The following is a 14,416-nucleotide window of genomic DNA, read 5'->3' as shown; positions in this document are numbered from 1 at the left end:
CCTCTTCCCGGCGGCAGTCCTGCCGCGCGTCGATTCGGAGCATAGTTCCGGCAACGGCGCCGCGGACGAGGTGACGATCTCCGGGTGTGCGCGGGGCCCGGCTACGACGGCTGGACCGCGGCCCCGCCGAGCTCGGTGAGCGCCGCCTCGACCGACGGCAGGATCGTGAAGGCGCGCAAGGCCTGCCGTTCCCGCAGGTCGAGGTGGGTGACGAGCGCGCCGCACCCCGTGAGGTGCAGGGTCGCCCCGCGGATCCGGGCGACGTGGGCGGCGTGCCGCAGCCCACCCAGCGCGCCGCCGCGGACCTCGTGGACGTCCGACAGGTCGAGCAGGACGTGCGCGGTGGCGACGTGCCCACCGGCGGCGACCCACAGCCGCGTCTCGATCAGGCGGAGGAGCCGGGCGACGAGCAGCCGGTCCACCTCCCCGGAGATCCGGACCACGTAGAACCGTGGATCCGGGACCTCGATGGCCAGCGTGCCGGGCCGGGCGAGCGTCATCGGTGGCCGCCTCCCTATGCGAACGATCAGGGCGGGCGGCTTCTTCACCCGTTCGACGGAGAGTACCGCGGGCGGGAGCCCGATGCGCGCTCACGGAGCGCGCACGATGTGTGACGTCAGGCGGTCAGGTCGAGCGGCGGCAGGACGTCCGGCGAGGCGTGCAGCCGTTCGGTGAGAGCGCAGATCGCGGTGAGGCGCAGGCTGTTCCGGTCCGCGTGCGACCAGGCGCCCGGGGTCGGCGGCTGCCAGCCGTGCTCCTCGACGTGCGCGCGGGCGTCCCGGGCGTAGGTCGCGAGCAGCACCAGCCCGGTGTCCGGATCGGTGCCGGCGGTGAGGTGCTCGCGGAGCGAGGCGGCGTGCTGGTCGATCATCGCGCCCAGGCCGGGGAGGGCGGCGGCCGCGGCGAGCCCGGCGGCGCCGACCTCCGCGTGCAGCGCACCGAGGACGACGCGGGCCGACTCGGGATCCAGGGGCTGGGCGGTCACCTCCCGGACGGTACGGAGCCCGGGGCGCCGCGTGCAGGTGCACGTGACCGGTGCCGCAGCGCGATCCCGGACACACCGCGCCGCCGGTGACCGTCGACGGCGCGCCTTCCCGGTCCTACGGTGCGGCCCATGGGGTACCTCGCGCGGTTCTCGGAGCTGGGCTCGGCCGACGTCGCGACCGCCGGGGGCAAGGGCGCCAACCTCGGCGAGCTGACCCGGGCGGGGCTGCCCGTGCCGCCCGGTGCGGTGCTCCTGACCTCGGCCTACGACGACGCCGTCGCCGCCGCCGGGATCGGCGGCCGGATCGCGGAGCTCGCCGCCGACCCGGACCGCGACGCCGCCTCCGCACGGATCCGCGAGCTCTTCCGGGAGGCTGCGGTGCCCGAGGACATCGCGGCGGCGGTCCGCGAGGCCTACGCGGAGCTCGGCGGGGCGGTCGCCGTGCGCTCGTCGGCCACCGCCGAGGACCTGGCGGGGGCGAGCTTCGCCGGCCAGCAGGACACCCTGCTCGACGTGCGGGGCGAGGAGGCGGTGCTCGCCGCCGTCGTCGAGTGCTGGTCGTCGCTGTGGACGGCGCGCGCCATGGAGTACCGGGCGGGGCACCGAGCACGGCAGGGGATCGGGCCGGACCCCGTGAGCCTCGCCGTCGTGATCCAGCGGATGGTCGACGCCGACGCGTCCGGGGTCCTGTTCACCGCCGACCCGACGACGGGGCGGCGGGACCGGATCGCGATCGGCGCGGCGTGGGGTCTGGGCGAGTCGGTGGTCGGCGGGCTCGTGTCCACGGACGATCTGGTCGTCGACAGGGTGACGTTCGCCGAGGTGAGCCGCCGGATCGCGGACAAGGCCGAGATGACGGTCCGCACCGGCGGGGGGACCGCGCAGGTCCCGGTGCCCGCGCAGATGCGGCGCGCCCCGGTCCTGGATCCCGCCGCGGCCGCCGAGCTGGCGCGGCTGGGCGCGCGCATCGAGGAGCATTTCGGTGCGCCGCAGGACATCGAGTGGTGCCGGGCGGCGGGGGTGTTCGCGATCGTCCAGTCCCGGCCGGTCACGGCGCTGCCGCCGCCCGCGGCCGATCCGCCGCGGGACTGGCCGCTGCCGTACCGCGGCGGGCTCTACTTCCGGGCCAGCATCGTGGAGCAGATGCCGGACCCGCTCACGCCGCTGTTCGCCGACCTGGTCGACGGTGCCGTGACGCGCGCGCTGTCCGCGCTGTTCGCGCAGATCGTCGGAGGGGCCGGGGTGCGCGAGGGCGACCTGCGCTTCCCGACGGTCAACGGGTACGCCTACTACTTCTACCGCGGCAGCGGGCTCGCCCGGCTCACCGTGCGGATGCCGCTCGCCTTCCGCACGCTGCGCGGAACGGACGGGAGCGGGCGCGCCGGGATCCGCGGCTGGCGCGAGCACGCGCACCCGGAGTACGCGGGCACCGTCGCGAGCTGGGCCGTCCGTGATCTCGCCGGGATGTCGCCCGCCGCGTTGCTCGACGGCGCGGCGACCCTGCTCGAGGCGGGGTGCCGCTACTACACGGCGGTCCAGTCGATCATCCCGCTGGCGGCGACGGCGGAGATCGCGTTCGCGGCCTTCTACGACCGCGCCGTGCGGCGGCCCGGCGACCCGGCCGCGGGGACGTTCCTGGTCGGCGCGGACAGCGTGCCGATCCTGGCCGAGAAGTCGCTCTACGACCTGGCCGCGGCCGCCCGCGTGGCCGGTCTCGCCGAGTCGGTCGCGGCCGTGGACACCGACGAGCTCGTGCGCGCGGTCCGCGACGACGATCCGCCGGCGGGGGCGGACCCGCAGGCCTGGCGGGGCTGGGCCACCCTCGTGCGCGAGCACCTGGCCCGGTACGGCCACACCGTCTACGACCTGGACTTCTCCGCCCCCACCCCGGCCGACGAGCCGGGCCCGCTGCTCGGGACCGTCCGCCGGCACCTCACGGGGGAGGGTGCGGACCCGTACGCGCGCCAACGCCGGCTGGTCGACCGCCGTGACGCGCAGACCGCACTGGTCCGCCACCGGCTCGGCCCGCTGCGGCGCCGGACCTTCGACGCGCTGCTGCGCCGGGCCCGCGAGACCGGTCCGGTCCGCGAGGACGCCCTGGCCGACATGGGGCTGGCCTGGCCGCTGATCCGCCGGATGCTCCGGGAGCTGGGCGGGCGGCTCGTCGAGGCGTGCACGCTCACGTCGCCCGACGACGTCTACTGGCTCACCGCCGCCGAGCTGCGGGCGGGCGTGCCCGGACCGGTGGAGGAGCGGCGCATGCTGCACCGCGGACGGCGGCTCGTGGCGCCGCCGCAGATGCTGCCCGAGCTGCCGCGGCTGGAACGGGCGCTGCAGGCGGTCATGCCGGCGCGGGACCGCAACCAGACGGGCTCGACCATCCGCGGGATCGCGGCGGCCTCCGGCGCGGTGACGGCCACGGCCCGGGTGCTGCGCGGACCGGAGGACTTCTCCGGCATGCGGCCGGGGGAGGTGCTGGTCGCCCGGATCACGACCCCTGCCTGGACCTCGCTGTTCGCGCAGGCCGCGGCGGTGGTGACGGATGTCGGCGGGCCCTTGAGCCACAGCTCGATCGTGGCCCGCGAGTACGGCATCCCGGCCGTTCTCGGCACGGGGGCGGCGACCACCCGGATCCGCACGGGGGACAGGGTGCGGGTCGACGGGGACGCCGGGACGGTGACCCTGCTCGAGGGCTGAACGGGGCCGTCGGACTTCCTGTGGAGCGGAGAGGTCGGTCAGCCGCGGTCGCGGCGCAGGATGGCGGCGAGCTGGCGGGCGAGGCCCGTGGTGCTGACGTAGCGCCCGCAGTCGCAGGCCGCGCAGTCCGTGCCCGCGCGGAAGTGCTCGTGGGAGGAGGCCTGGTGCCCGCACCGGCAGCCGTGCAGCTCGCCGGACCCCTCGGCACGTTCCTGGGCGGGGGCGCGGCGCTGGGCGGGGACGGTGACGGTGGCGGGCGGGGCGTCCGCCTCCCGGGTGGAGGAGCGCCGGCCGGGGTGGTCGTTGGAGGGGCTCATGTGATCTCCCGATCCTTGGCCTGTGCATGCATCTGACATCGGGCGTGTCGCCGGAGCCCGGCCGTGCGTGTCAACCGACACGCCGTATTCACTCGAACTGATGACGTGAGACACGTGTCACCGCAGCCTGCACACAGCCTGTGACCAGGAAAAACGCGCTCCGTCAGGGTTCGCGGGTCGGTGCGAGGCCCGCGTTCCAGCGCTCCTCGATCCGCCCGAAACGCCACACGAGCAACGCAATCGCCCAGGTCAGGACGAACAGCCCGACCACGACGAAACCGACGTTGTCGAGGTCCAGCGACGCGATCCACGCCAGCGGCCCGGACTCCACGCCGAGCTTGTCCGCGAGCAGCGACAGCAGCTCGATCAGGCCGATCACGAGCGCGACGGCGACCGAGAGCGCGGTGATCGTGATGTTGTAGAAGACCTTGCGCACGGGCCGCAGGAAGGCCCAGTCGTAGGCGACGCACATGAAGGCGCCGTCGAGGGTGTCGAACAGCGCCATTCCGGCCGCGAAGAGCACGGGCAGCACCAGCACGGCGTACCAGGGCAGCGCACCCGCGGCGGCACCCCCGGCGATCACCAGCAGCGTGACCTCGCTGGCCGTGTCGAAGCCCAGCCCGAACAGCAGCCCGACGCCGAACATGTGCCGCGGCCTGCGCACCGCGCGGGTGGCCCGGCCGAGCACCCGGTTCATCAGGCCGCGCTTGTCGAGGTGCTCCTGCAGCGTCTCCTCGTCGTAGCGCCCGGACCGCATGTCCCGGAACACCTTCAGGATCTGCACCAGGAGGACGAGGTTGACCAGCCCGAGCAGCACCAGGAACACCCCGGAGACGCTGGTGCTGATCAGTCCGCCGATCTGCTTGAGCGCGGAGCCGTCGTCGGAGATCTCGCCCGCGACCGCCCGCACGCCCAGCGCCAGTAGCCCGACGAGCACGAGGACCAGCGTGGAGTGGCCCAGCGCGAACCAGAACCCGACGGCCAGCGGCCGCCGCTCGCCCGGTTCGCGGGCGGCCAGCAGGGTGCGGGTGGTGTTGTCGATCGCGGCGATGTGGTCGGCGTCGAAGGCGTGGCGCATGCCGAGCAGGTAGGCAGTCAGGCCGAGACCGATCCCGAAGACCCCGTTGTCGCCCAGGTCGTAGTGCTGCGGCGCCACGACGATCGCCAGCACGCCCCAACCGGCGACGGTCAGGACGAGCAGCACGCCGGCCATCGCGGCGACGCCGCGGCGCTCGCCGGGCAGCAGCCGGGGCCGGCGGGTGAGAGGGGGAGCGGTCACCGCCCGACCTCACCACCCGACCGTTGCGACACGCAAGGTTGAAGAGGCGTTCAGCTCTTCGGGTCGGCGAGGTCGTGGCGATAGGCGTACGCGACGGCCTGGGCCCGGTCCCGCGCGTGGATCTTGGCGAAGAGGCGGTTGACGTGGCTCTTCACCGTCGCCTCGCTGACCACGAGCCGCTCCGCGATCTCCGTGTTCGACAGGCCCTGCGCGATCAGCCGCAGCACCTCGGTCTCCCGCGGGGTGAGACCGGCCGAGTCGCGCGGGGGTGCGCTCAGGGCGTCGAGGAGATGGTGCGCGACGGCGGGGTCGATCGCCGCACGGTCCTCCACGACCTCGGTGATCGCCCGGCGGATCTCCTCGCCGCCCGCGTCCTTGGTGAGGTAGCCGCGGGCGCCGGCGCGCAGGGCGTCGAGCACGGAGCGGTCGTCGGAGTACGTGGTGAGCACCACGACCTTGACGTCCGGATGCTGCTCGCGCAGCCGGGCGGTGGCCTCGACGCCGTCGCAGCGGGGCATGCGCAGGTCCATGAGCACGACGTCCGGGGCGAGCACGGCGGCGAGCCGGACGGCCTCGGCCCCGTCGGCCGCGGTGCCCACGACCTCGATCCCGGGGAGCAGGCCGAGGACCATCGAGAGGCCCTCGCGGACGACCCGCTGGTCGTCGGCGAGGAGGACCCTGATCATGCGGGTACCTCCAGCTCCACGCGGAAGCCCGTCGGGGTCGGGCCCGCGGTCAGTGTGCCGCCCAGGAGCTCGGCGCGCTCGCGCATGCCGGTGAGGCCGTAGCCGCCGGTGCCGGGTTCGTCCGGAGCGGTCCCGATGTCCTCGACGACGAGTGCCAGGCGTCGCAGATGTGTGTTTCGGCCTCCCGAATGTGCCGACTCGCGGGGTTCGGGGTCGTGAGGGTTCGGCTCGGTGTAGGTGAGGTGGAGGGTGACGCGGGTGGGGCCGGTGGCGTGCTTGGTGATGTTGGTGAGGGACTCCTGGGCGACCCGGTAGACGGCGAGGGAGGCCTCGGAGTCCAGGGGGAACGGGGTGCCGGTCGTCTCCACGGTGCAGGGGATGCCGTGGTCGGTCGCGAAGAGCCGGGCCAGCTCGGGGATCCGGTCGGGGCCGGGGAGGTCGTCGTCGCGCAGGGTGCCGATGGCGCGGCGGGCCTCGGTGAGCCCGGCCTGGCCGAGGTGGTGGGCGCGGTCGAGGACCTCCGGCAGGCGGGGGTCCGCCGGGTCGCTCGCGGCGAGCATCCGGGCGCCCTCGAGCTGCAGGACCATGCCGGACAGGGAGTGGGCGAGGACGTCGTGCATCTCGCGGGCGAGGCGCTGGCGCTCGGCGAGGCCGGCCGCGCGGGCCTGCTCGGCGCGGCTCGCCTCCAGCTCGCCCAGCAGCCGTTCGGCCCGCTTGGTCGCCTCGGTGAGGCGGAAGGCCAGGTAGAACAGGCCGTAGAGGGCGGCGAGCGCGGTGAGCACGGCGAGATCGCCGCGCCCGGTGATCCACGCGGCGACCTCCACCGCGACGAACACCAGCAGCAGGAACGGGCCGCCGAGCCGCTCCGGCAGCACCCGGGCCACGCACAGCGCCGCGATGAGGACGCCCTCCGGGCCCGGGCCGTCCGGTTGCAGCCAGGTCAGCACCGCCGAGCTGAGCACGACCATCGCGACGAAGGCGAGGTGCAGCGGCGCGATCCGCGCGAGGGTGGCGTTGCGGCCCAGGATCCCGACGACGAACGCCGCCACGCCCACGGCGATGACGAGCCCGCGCCCGGTCGCCGCGGGTGCGGGATGGGCGAGGGCGGCCGCCACGACGAACGACACGAGGAACAGCGGGGCGAGCCAGTGCGTCCAGCGCACCACGTTCTCGTGCCGGCTCCGTGCCCGGCGCAGGCCGGTGAGCACCGCCGCGGTCCGGCCGGTCGGTCCTGTCTGCCCGGTCGGTCCTGTCTGCCCGCTCGGCCCGGTCGGCTCCGTCCGCCCGGTCGGCACCGTCGGTTCGCTCGCCACGGGCCGACCCTAGAACCGTTGCGTCGCGCAGGGGAGCACCCTCGGGTGGAGCCCGGGCTGCACCCTGGGGTGCAGGCCGCGTGCACCCGGGGCCGGCACCGCGGGATCGACCCCGGAGCCGACGTGCCGGGCCCCCTCGCCGGCGCAGGCTTCTCCCCGTCACCAGAGCCGAGGAGGCCGCCATGCGTTCCACCGTCGAGACCCTCACCGAGGAGACCGCCCCCGTGTTCCGCGCGCTGACCGCGCTGGTCCGGGCCTATCTGGTCGTCAGCGTGCTCGGCCTGCTGGCCGTGGTGCTGCTGCGCAACGACCCGACGGCCGTGACCCCCGCCGTCTGGATCCGGATGTCCCTGGTGGCCGCGAGCGCCCTGCTGACGGTCGCGTTCACCCGCCGCGCCGCTGCCGGATCGCGACGGGCCCTGCTCCGGCTGCGGATCGTGTCCGCGGCGATGACGGTGGCGATCGTCGTGATCGTGTCGCTGCCCGGTGCCTTCCCGGTGTGGATGCGGTTCGAGCAGGCGCTGTGCGGGCTCGTCCTGCTGGGTGTCGTGGTGCTCGCGAACGGTCGTCGCGCGCGGGCACTGGTGTCCTGAGCAGCGCTGATCGGGATTTGACATCCTGTGCCCGTGCCCCCGCCCCGTCCCATGCTCGCGACGGCCGGCCGCCCGCCCACCGGGCCCGGCTGGGCCGGCGAGTTCAAGTGGGACGGGGTGCGGGCGCTGATCGGCACCGGGCCCGGCGGGGTGGCGCTGACCAGCCGCAACGGCAACGACGTCACCGCCGGCTATCCCGAGCTCACCGCCGGGATCCCGACCGGCCGCCCGTTGCTGCTCGACGGCGAGATCGTCGCCCTGGACGGGGCCGGCCGGCCGGACTTCGGGCTCCTGCAGCAGCGGATGCACGTCCGCCACCCGTCGGCGACGCTGCTCGCCGCGGTCCCGGTGCAGCTCTACGTGTTCGACGTCCTGGAGATCGACGGCGCGCCGGTCACCGCCCTGACCTACGACGAGCGCCGCGCGCTGCTGCTCGGCCTCGGGATCGGGGAGTGGCCGGCGGTCTCGGTGACACCGTCCGTCACGGACGTGCCGCCCGCCGAGGTGCTCGAGGTGGCGCGGGCGCACGGGCTCGAGGGGATCGTCGCCAAGAAGCGGAGCTCCCGCTACGAGCCCGGCCGCCGCTCCGCCGCCTGGATCAAGACGGCGATCTTCACCACCCGCGAGGTCGTTGTCGGCGGCTGGACGCCCGGGCAGGGGCGCCGCGGCGGCACGCTCGGGGCCCTGCTGCTCGGCGCCCACGACGCGGACGGGCGGCTGCACTACCTGGGCAACGTCGGCACCGGCTTCTCCGATGCCGCCCTGCGGACCCTTCTCGGCCTCCTGGAACCCCTGGAGCGCAGGGAGAACCCGTTCGCCGACGCCGTCCCGCGGGAGCAGGCGCGCGGGGCCCGCTGGGTGGAGCCGCGGCTCGTCGGGGAGGTCGAGTACCGCACGATGACCCACGACGGGCGGCTGCGGCACTCGGCCTGGCGGGGGCTGCGACCGGACCGCGACCCGTCGGAGATCACGGTCCTCCCGGCCGGTGCGGCGGCCACGGCGGACGAGCGCGCGGCCCTGGATGCGCTGCGCGCCAAGGGGACCTGGACGGTCGGCGGCCGCGAGCTGGCGCTGACCAACCTGGACAAGGTGCTGTTCGCGCCGAACGTCACCAAACGGGACCTGGTGCGGCACTACGCCGTCGTCGCGCCGTACCTGGTGCCCTACCTCGTGGACCGGCCGGTGAACCTGCACCGGTTCCCCGACGGCGTCGGCAAGGAGGGGTTCTGGCAGAAGGAGGTGCCCGGCCACGCGCCGGACTGGCTGCGGCGCTGGCGGTATCCCGATGCCGGTGAGGGCGAGACGCAGGTCTACGCGGTGGTGGACTCCACGGCCGCGCTGGCCTGGATGGGCAACCTCGGCGCCGTGGAGCTGCACCCGTGGACCTCGACGGCCGCGGACCCGCACCGCCCGACCTGGGCGCTGATCGACATCGATCCGGGGCCCCGGGCGTCGTTCGACGATGTGCTGGTGGTCGCCCGGCTCTACCGCACCGCCCTGGAGCACCTGGGTGTCGCGGCCGGGCCGCTCGTGACCGGCAAGCGGGGCGTGCAGATCCGGATCCCGGTCGCGCAGCGCCACACGTTCGCCGAGACGCGGGGCTGGGTGGAGAAGCTGTCGCGCGCGGTCGGGTCGATGGTGCCGGAGCTCGTCTCGTGGGAGTGGCACACCGACCGGCGCGACGGCCTGATCCGGCTCGACTACACACAGAACGCGGTCAACCGGACCCTCGTGGCGCCGTTCAGCACGCGTGCCGCCCCCGGCGCCCCGGTCGCCGTGCCCCTGACCTGGGCGGAGCTCGACGATCCGGAGCTGGCGCCGGACCGCTGGACGATCCGCACCCTGCCCGCCCGGCTGGCCTCCGCGGGGGACCCGCTCGCCCCGCTGCGGGGCCGTGACCAGGAGCTTCCGGCCCTGTAGGGCGCTCGGCCTGCGGGCGCCCCCCGACGCGCGTAGCGTCAGGGGCGCGACACATCGCTGAGTTGATTCCGGGTGAAGCAGACGCCCTGTCCATCTCGTTCGACGAGAGGGGTCTGCATGACCGCGGCACCGACCGCACCCGCACCTGTCCCGGCGGAACAGGTGTCCACCGCGCCGGCCAGCGACTACGTCGACCTCATGCCGGTGCTCGAGCGGTACGCCGCCCTGCCGGAGAACGACGTCCGGCGGGGTCCGCTGCGCGACGAGATCGTGCTCGGGTTCCTCCCGGTCGTCGAGCACCTGGCGCAGCGGCACGGCCGCGGCTACACCGGCGGCATCGAGGACCTGGTGCAGGTCGGCACGGTCGGGCTGATCACCGCCGTCGACCGCTGGGATCCCGAACGGGCCCGCGGCGAGTTCCTCGGCTACCTGATCCCCTGCGTGCGCGGGGAGATGCTGCGCTACTTCCGCGACAAGACCTGGACGATGCGGGTCCCGCGGCGGCTCAAGGACCTCACGGTCTCGATCCGCCGCGCCACCGGGCCGCTCTCCCAGGAGCTCGGCCGCGCGCCGAAGCCCAGCGAGCTGGCCCGGCACCTCGACGCGGACGTCTCCGAGATCATCGAGGCGCTCGACGCGCAGGCCAACCAGCGCTCCGGCTCGCTCGACGCCGTCGGCAACACCGACGACCCGGACTCGGCCCTCTCGGAGCGGCTCGGCGACCTCGACAAGGGCCTGGACCTGGTCGAGTACCGCGAGTCGCTGCGCCCGCTGCTCGACGCCCTGCCCGCCCGGGAGCGCACCATCCTGCTGCTGCGCTTCTTCGGGGAGATGACCCAGACGCAGATCGCGGAACGGATGGGGATCTCGCAGATGCACGTCTCGCGACTGCTCTCCCGCACGCTGGCCCAGCTGCGGGAGGGACTGTCGGGGTAGCCCACCGATGAGTTCCGGGTCGCCCGGCGGTCTACCGGCGCATGGGCACCCTCGTGTACTCGATGAGCACCTCCCTCGACGGCTACGTCGAGGACCCGTCCGGCGGCATCGGCTTCTCCGCGCCGGACGAGGAGGTGCACCGGTTCGCCAACGACCAGACCCGGGACACGGCCGCGTTCCTCTTCGGGCGCGGCCTCTACGACGTCATGGAGGACTTCTGGACGGCGCCGGAGCGGGCGGACGGCGACCCGGTGGAGGCGGAGTTCGCCGCGCTGTACGTCGAGACGCCGCGGATCGTGTTCTCGGACTCGCTGGAGTCGGTTCCGGACGGCTGCCGGCTGGTGCGCCGCGCCGACGCCGTCGACGAGGTGGCGCGGCTGAAGAAGGAGACCGACGGTGAGCTCGGCCTCGGCGGGCCCGCGCTGGCCGCGTCGCTGCTGGACCTGATCGACGAGTTCCGGCTGACGGTCGTCCCGGCGTTCGTCGGGGGTGGGACGCCGTACCTCCCGCTCGGCACGGACCTGACGCTGCGCCTGGTAGAGCAGAAGACCTTCGCCGGGGGCACGGTGTACCTGAGGTACGTGCGGGTCTAGGAGTGTCTGACGGATCGCCGGCGGGGGTCCGTCAGCCGCTCCCTGCGGGGCCTTTCGTCGGTGGCGCTAGCATGCGGCTCCCGTTGGAAGGGGGTCCGGATGGACACGCAGGCGATCATCGCCGCCGTCGAGGCGGAACGTCTCGGGCTGGCCGACGCTCTCGACGGCCTGGGCGCCGCGGACTGGGCGGCGGCGTCGCTGTGCGAGGGCTGGACGGTCCGCGACGTCGCCGCGCACCTCACGCTGGCGACCCGGCTGTCGCCGGTCTCGGCGTTCCTCGGCGTGCTCAAGGCCCGCGGGGACATCAACAGGATGATCGGGGACTCGGCGCGGGCGCGCTCCGGGCAGTTCGAGCCCGCCGAGCTCGTCGCGCAGCTGCGGGAGACGGCCGGGTCGCCGAAACGACCCCTGGGCACCAAGCCGACGGATCCGCTGGTCGACTCGCTCGTCCACGCCCAGGACATGCTCCGCCCGCTGGGCCGCACCCGGGAGATGGCGGCCGAGCGGGTCGCGCCGGCGCTGGACCACGTCTTCACCAGCGCGTTCTACGGAGCCGCCACGAAGTTCGCCGGACTGCGGCTGGCCGCGACGGACCACGAGTGGAGCCACGGCAGCGGGCCCGAGGTCAGCGGTCCGGCCGGCGAGCTCCTGCTGATCGCGACCGGCCGCCCTGCCGGCCTCGCCGCGCTCTCGGGAGAGGGCGTGGACGAGGTCCGGCGCCGCGTCGCCGGCTGAGCCCGCGGCGGCCGTGCGCGGCACGGACGTCTGCTGCCGCGGCGGCGGTCGGGCGGGCCGGCTCGGGGGCGTGGGGTCGAGAGGAACGTCGGCCGCGTTTCGGGGGGTCCCGCGCGTGGCCCACGTTCAGCTCGGCCGGAGGTGCGGTGGGAGGGGGGCGTTCACCGGGACGTGCCGGTCCGGCTGGGGGGCGCCGTGGGCGGTGTGGACCGGGACCACGCCGGCCCAGACCTCGTCGGTGATGTCCTCGGCGTCGTCGGACGGGGGGCCGGTGCGGACCTTGACGCTGGCCTCGGCCAGGTCGAGGGCCAGGACCGTGGTGGCGGCCATCTCCTTGCGGTTCGGCACCCGGGCGTAGCCCCACGAGCCGGGGGCGAGGTGCTCGACGATCGCGCGCAGGCCGTCCGTCCGCTCGGGTTCCGCGGTGACGAGCCGGGCCTCGCCGAGCACGACGGCGCTGCGGTAGTTCATCGAGAAGTGGAAGACCGAGCGGGCGTGCACGACGCCGTCGAGGTGCGTGACGGTCGCGCAGACCGGGCCCTCCCGCAGCCAGCGGGCGCCGGAGGATCCGTGCACGTAGAGGGTGTCGCCGAGGCGGCCGTAGCCGGTGGGGATCACGACCGGTGTGCCGTCGCGGACCAGGCCGAGGTGGCAGACGAGCCCGGCGTCGAGCACCGCGTACAGGTCGTCGCGGTCGGTGCGGGCGCGTTCGCGCAGACGGCCGACGGTGGTGCGGGGTGTGGAGGACAGCGGACTGGACGGCGGGGTGGAGGGTGGCGTGCTCACGTGATCAGTCTGCGGCGCGGGATGGCATCCTGGAACGGCCAATCCGCTCCTGTTCGGGAGGGCCATTGGAGGAACGCCGATGAGTGACCTGCCGCCCTTGCCGCTCGATCGCGCCGCGCCCGAGCCGCTCGCCGTCCAGCTCGCCGGGGGGCTGCGCGCCGCCGCCGCGAACGGGGCCCTGCGGGCGGGGGACCGGCTGCCGTCGACCCGGGAGCTGGCCGCGATCCTGCAGGTCAGCCGCACGGTGACGGCGGCGGCGTACGACCAGCTGCTCGCCGAGGGCTGGGTGGAGGGCCGGGTCGGGGCGGGTACGTTCGTGCGGGCGGTGCCGAGCCCCGGGCCCGCTCCGGTGCGGACCGTGGCCGCCCCGGTGGCGGCACCGCGGATCGACCTGCGGGCGGGGACGCCGTGCGTTGAGGTCATCGACCGGGCCGCGTGGCGGCGGGCCTGGCGGGCGGCCGCGGATCCCGAGCCGGACCTCCTGCCCCACTACGCCGGGCTGCCCGGCTTCCGCGCGGCCGTCGCGGAGCACCTGTTGCGGCACCGGGGGCTGGTCGCCACACCCGACGATGTGCTGGCCACGGGCGGGAGCACGAGCGCGATCGCCGAGCTGGCCGCGGTGCTGCCGGCGGGTGCGCGGGTGGCTGTGGAGGAGCCGGGGTACCGGCGGGCCGCCGCGGCCCTGGCGGCCGCCGGGCTCGAGGTGGTCGGCATCCCGGTCGACGACGAGGGGTTGCAGGTCGCACGGCTTCCCGCCGGTCTCGCGGCCGTGTACTGCACCCCGGCGCACCAGTTCCCGCTCGGCGCGCGGATGCCGGCGGCGCGGCGGGTGGAGCTGGTCGGGCGGGCCCGCGCGGAGGGTGCGCTGGTGATCGAGGACGACTACGACGGCGAGCTCCGCTACGACGTCGCCCCGCTGCCGCTGCTCGCGGCGCTGGGCCCGGACGTCGTGGTGCACGTCGGCACGGCCAGCAAGATCCTCACGCCGACGCTGGGCGTGGGTTGGCTGGTGGCGCCGCCCGCGGTGCGGGAGGCGCTGCTGGACCGTCGTGCCCGGACGGGCAGCCGGCCGGCGCCCGCGGGCCAGCGGGTGTTCACCGCGCTCGCCGCCTCCGGCGACCTGGCCCGGCACCTGCGGCGGCTGCGCCGGGAGCTCGCCGAGCGGCGGGCGGCGCTCGTCGCGGCGCTGGCCGGGGTGCCGGTGCTGGGGGACCGGGCGGGCGCGCACGTCCTGGTGCCGTTGCCGGACGCCCGGACCGCGCGGGCCGTGCAGGAAGCCGGTGCGGCGCAGGGGATCGGGCTGGACACGCTGGAGCGGCACGGCGGACCGGACAGCGGCCGCGACGAGGGCCCGGACGGTGGCCGGGAGAAGGGTCGAGATGGTGGCCGGGACGGGCGTCGGGACGAGGGCCGGCAGGACCGGGGCGGGATCGTGCTCGGCTACGCCGGGCCCTCCCGGGCCGATCTCGAGGCGGCACTCCCGGTCGTCGCGACGATCCTGAGGGAACACCTGGAGGCCGCCCGGGGGACCCCGGACACTCGTGAGTGGCGATAGTCGCTCCAGCGACTATCGCCA

The 14,416-nt window shown here is 75.0% G+C and carries 14 protein-coding genes; 7 read left to right on the top strand and 7 right to left on the bottom strand.

Going from position 1 to position 14,416, the window contains the following annotated elements:
• Nucleotides 1-101: 101 nt before the first annotated feature.
• Together ABD324_RS14175 and ABD324_RS14170 are read right to left on the bottom strand one after the other, a co-directional pair.
• Nucleotides 102-500 (bottom strand): hypothetical protein, encoded by a 399-nt coding sequence (locus ABD324_RS14175; protein ID WP_344416519.1) that lies wholly within the window; start codon nt 498-500, stop codon nt 102-104.
• Between the two features lie 116 nt (nt 501-616).
• Entirely contained in the window at nt 617-985 is a 369-nt protein-coding gene (locus ABD324_RS14170; protein WP_344416516.1) for a DUF6401 family natural product biosynthesis protein, read from the bottom strand.
• Between the two features lie 129 nt (nt 986-1,114).
• On the opposite strand from ABD324_RS14170, the gene ABD324_RS14165 reads away from it, so the two are divergent.
• On the top strand, nt 1,115-3,682 hold the full coding sequence (locus ABD324_RS14165) for a PEP/pyruvate-binding domain-containing protein (protein ID WP_344416513.1): 2,568 nt from the start codon (nt 1,115-1,117) through the stop codon (nt 3,680-3,682).
• A 38-nt stretch (nt 3,683-3,720) separates the two neighbouring features.
• Here the strand turns inward: ABD324_RS14165 and ABD324_RS14160 are convergent, their stop codons facing one another.
• From ABD324_RS14160 to ABD324_RS14145, 4 genes are all read right to left on the bottom strand, one after another.
• Complete coding sequence (locus ABD324_RS14160; protein ID WP_344416511.1) at nt 3,721-3,999, bottom strand: hypothetical protein; 279 nt, start codon at nt 3,997-3,999, stop codon at nt 3,721-3,723.
• 163 nt (nt 4,000-4,162) lie between these two features.
• Nucleotides 4,163-5,278: a Nickel transporter NicT gene (nicT, locus tag ABD324_RS14155; RefSeq protein WP_486362875.1), complete on the bottom strand. Its 1,116-nt coding sequence runs from the start codon at nt 5,276-5,278 to the stop codon at nt 4,163-4,165.
• A 50-nt stretch (nt 5,279-5,328) separates the two neighbouring features.
• Nucleotides 5,329-5,964, bottom strand: a complete 636-nt coding sequence (locus ABD324_RS14150) for a response regulator (protein WP_344416509.1) — start codon at nt 5,962-5,964, stop codon at nt 5,329-5,331.
• Entirely contained in the window at nt 5,961-7,277 is a 1,317-nt protein-coding gene (locus ABD324_RS14145) for a sensor histidine kinase (RefSeq protein ID WP_344416507.1), read from the bottom strand. The genes ABD324_RS14150 and ABD324_RS14145 overlap by 4 nt, the downstream gene beginning before the upstream one ends.
• 182 nt (nt 7,278-7,459) lie before the next feature.
• Here ABD324_RS14145 and ABD324_RS14140 point away from each other — a divergent pair, with 182 nt between their 5' ends.
• The 5 genes from ABD324_RS14140 to ABD324_RS14120 all read left to right on the top strand — a co-directional run bounded on the left by ABD324_RS14140 (nt 7,460) and on the right by ABD324_RS14120 (nt 12,054).
• The gene (locus ABD324_RS14140) at nt 7,460-7,870 is read left to right on the top strand and encodes a hypothetical protein (RefSeq protein ID WP_344416505.1); all 411 of its coding nucleotides are present in this window, start codon (nt 7,460-7,462) and stop codon (nt 7,868-7,870) included.
• A gap of 33 nt (nt 7,871-7,903) precedes the next feature.
• Entirely contained in the window at nt 7,904-9,790 is a 1,887-nt protein-coding gene (gene ligD / locus ABD324_RS14135) for a DNA ligase D (RefSeq protein WP_344416502.1), read from the top strand.
• Between the two features lie 117 nt (nt 9,791-9,907).
• The gene (locus ABD324_RS14130) at nt 9,908-10,726 is read left to right on the top strand and encodes a SigB/SigF/SigG family RNA polymerase sigma factor (RefSeq protein ID WP_344416500.1); all 819 of its coding nucleotides are present in this window, start codon (nt 9,908-9,910) and stop codon (nt 10,724-10,726) included.
• A gap of 41 nt (nt 10,727-10,767) precedes the next feature.
• Nucleotides 10,768-11,319 (top strand): dihydrofolate reductase family protein, encoded by a 552-nt coding sequence (locus ABD324_RS14125; RefSeq protein ID WP_344416498.1) that lies wholly within the window; start codon nt 10,768-10,770, stop codon nt 11,317-11,319.
• Nucleotides 11,320-11,418: 99 nt separating this feature from the next.
• Nucleotides 11,419-12,054 (top strand): maleylpyruvate isomerase family mycothiol-dependent enzyme, encoded by a 636-nt coding sequence (locus ABD324_RS14120; RefSeq protein ID WP_344416496.1) that lies wholly within the window; start codon nt 11,419-11,421, stop codon nt 12,052-12,054.
• A gap of 126 nt (nt 12,055-12,180) precedes the next feature.
• Here the strand turns inward: ABD324_RS14120 and ABD324_RS14115 are convergent, their stop codons facing one another.
• Nucleotides 12,181-12,840 carry a pyridoxamine 5'-phosphate oxidase family protein gene (locus ABD324_RS14115; RefSeq protein WP_344416494.1) on the bottom strand — a complete coding sequence of 220 codons (660 nt, stop codon included), beginning with the start codon at nt 12,838-12,840 and terminating at the stop codon, nt 12,181-12,183.
• A 79-nt stretch (nt 12,841-12,919) separates the two neighbouring features.
• On the opposite strand from ABD324_RS14115, the gene pdxR reads away from it, so the two are divergent.
• The gene (gene pdxR, locus ABD324_RS14110; protein WP_344416491.1) at nt 12,920-14,395 is read left to right on the top strand and encodes a MocR-like pyridoxine biosynthesis transcription factor PdxR; all 1,476 of its coding nucleotides are present in this window, start codon (nt 12,920-12,922) and stop codon (nt 14,393-14,395) included.
• Nucleotides 14,396-14,416 lie beyond the last annotated feature (21 nt).

Origin of the sequence: Pseudonocardia ailaonensis (genome assembly GCF_039531635.1) — a bacterium.
Lineage (GTDB): Bacteria > Actinomycetota > Actinomycetes > Mycobacteriales > Pseudonocardiaceae > Pseudonocardia > Pseudonocardia ailaonensis.
Note: the sequence above shows the minus strand (reverse complement) of the source record. Positions and strands in the feature narration are given on the sequence as shown.

Bases quoted from the DNA above. Each gene is read 5' to 3' on its own strand.
- ABD324_RS14175 (WP_344416519.1), bottom strand. From the start codon at position 500: ATGACGCTCGCCCGGCCCGGCACGCTGGCCATCGAGGTCCCGGATCCA.
- ABD324_RS14165 (WP_344416513.1), top strand. From the start codon at position 1,115: ATGGGGTACCTCGCGCGGTTCTCGGAGCTGGGCTCGGCCGACGTCGCG.
- ABD324_RS14160 (WP_344416511.1), bottom strand. From the start codon at position 3,999: ATGAGCCCCTCCAACGACCACCCCGGCCGGCGCTCCTCCACCCGGGAG.
- ABD324_RS14150 (WP_344416509.1), bottom strand. From the start codon at position 5,964: ATGATCAGGGTCCTCCTCGCCGACGACCAGCGGGTCGTCCGCGAGGGC.
- ABD324_RS14140 (WP_344416505.1), top strand. From the start codon at position 7,460: ATGCGTTCCACCGTCGAGACCCTCACCGAGGAGACCGCCCCCGTGTTC.
- ABD324_RS14130 (WP_344416500.1), top strand. From the start codon at position 9,908: ATGACCGCGGCACCGACCGCACCCGCACCTGTCCCGGCGGAACAGGTG.
- ABD324_RS14125 (WP_344416498.1), top strand. From the start codon at position 10,768: ATGGGCACCCTCGTGTACTCGATGAGCACCTCCCTCGACGGCTACGTC.
- ABD324_RS14120 (WP_344416496.1), top strand. From the start codon at position 11,419: ATGGACACGCAGGCGATCATCGCCGCCGTCGAGGCGGAACGTCTCGGG.
- pdxR (WP_344416491.1), top strand. From the start codon at position 12,920: ATGAGTGACCTGCCGCCCTTGCCGCTCGATCGCGCCGCGCCCGAGCCG.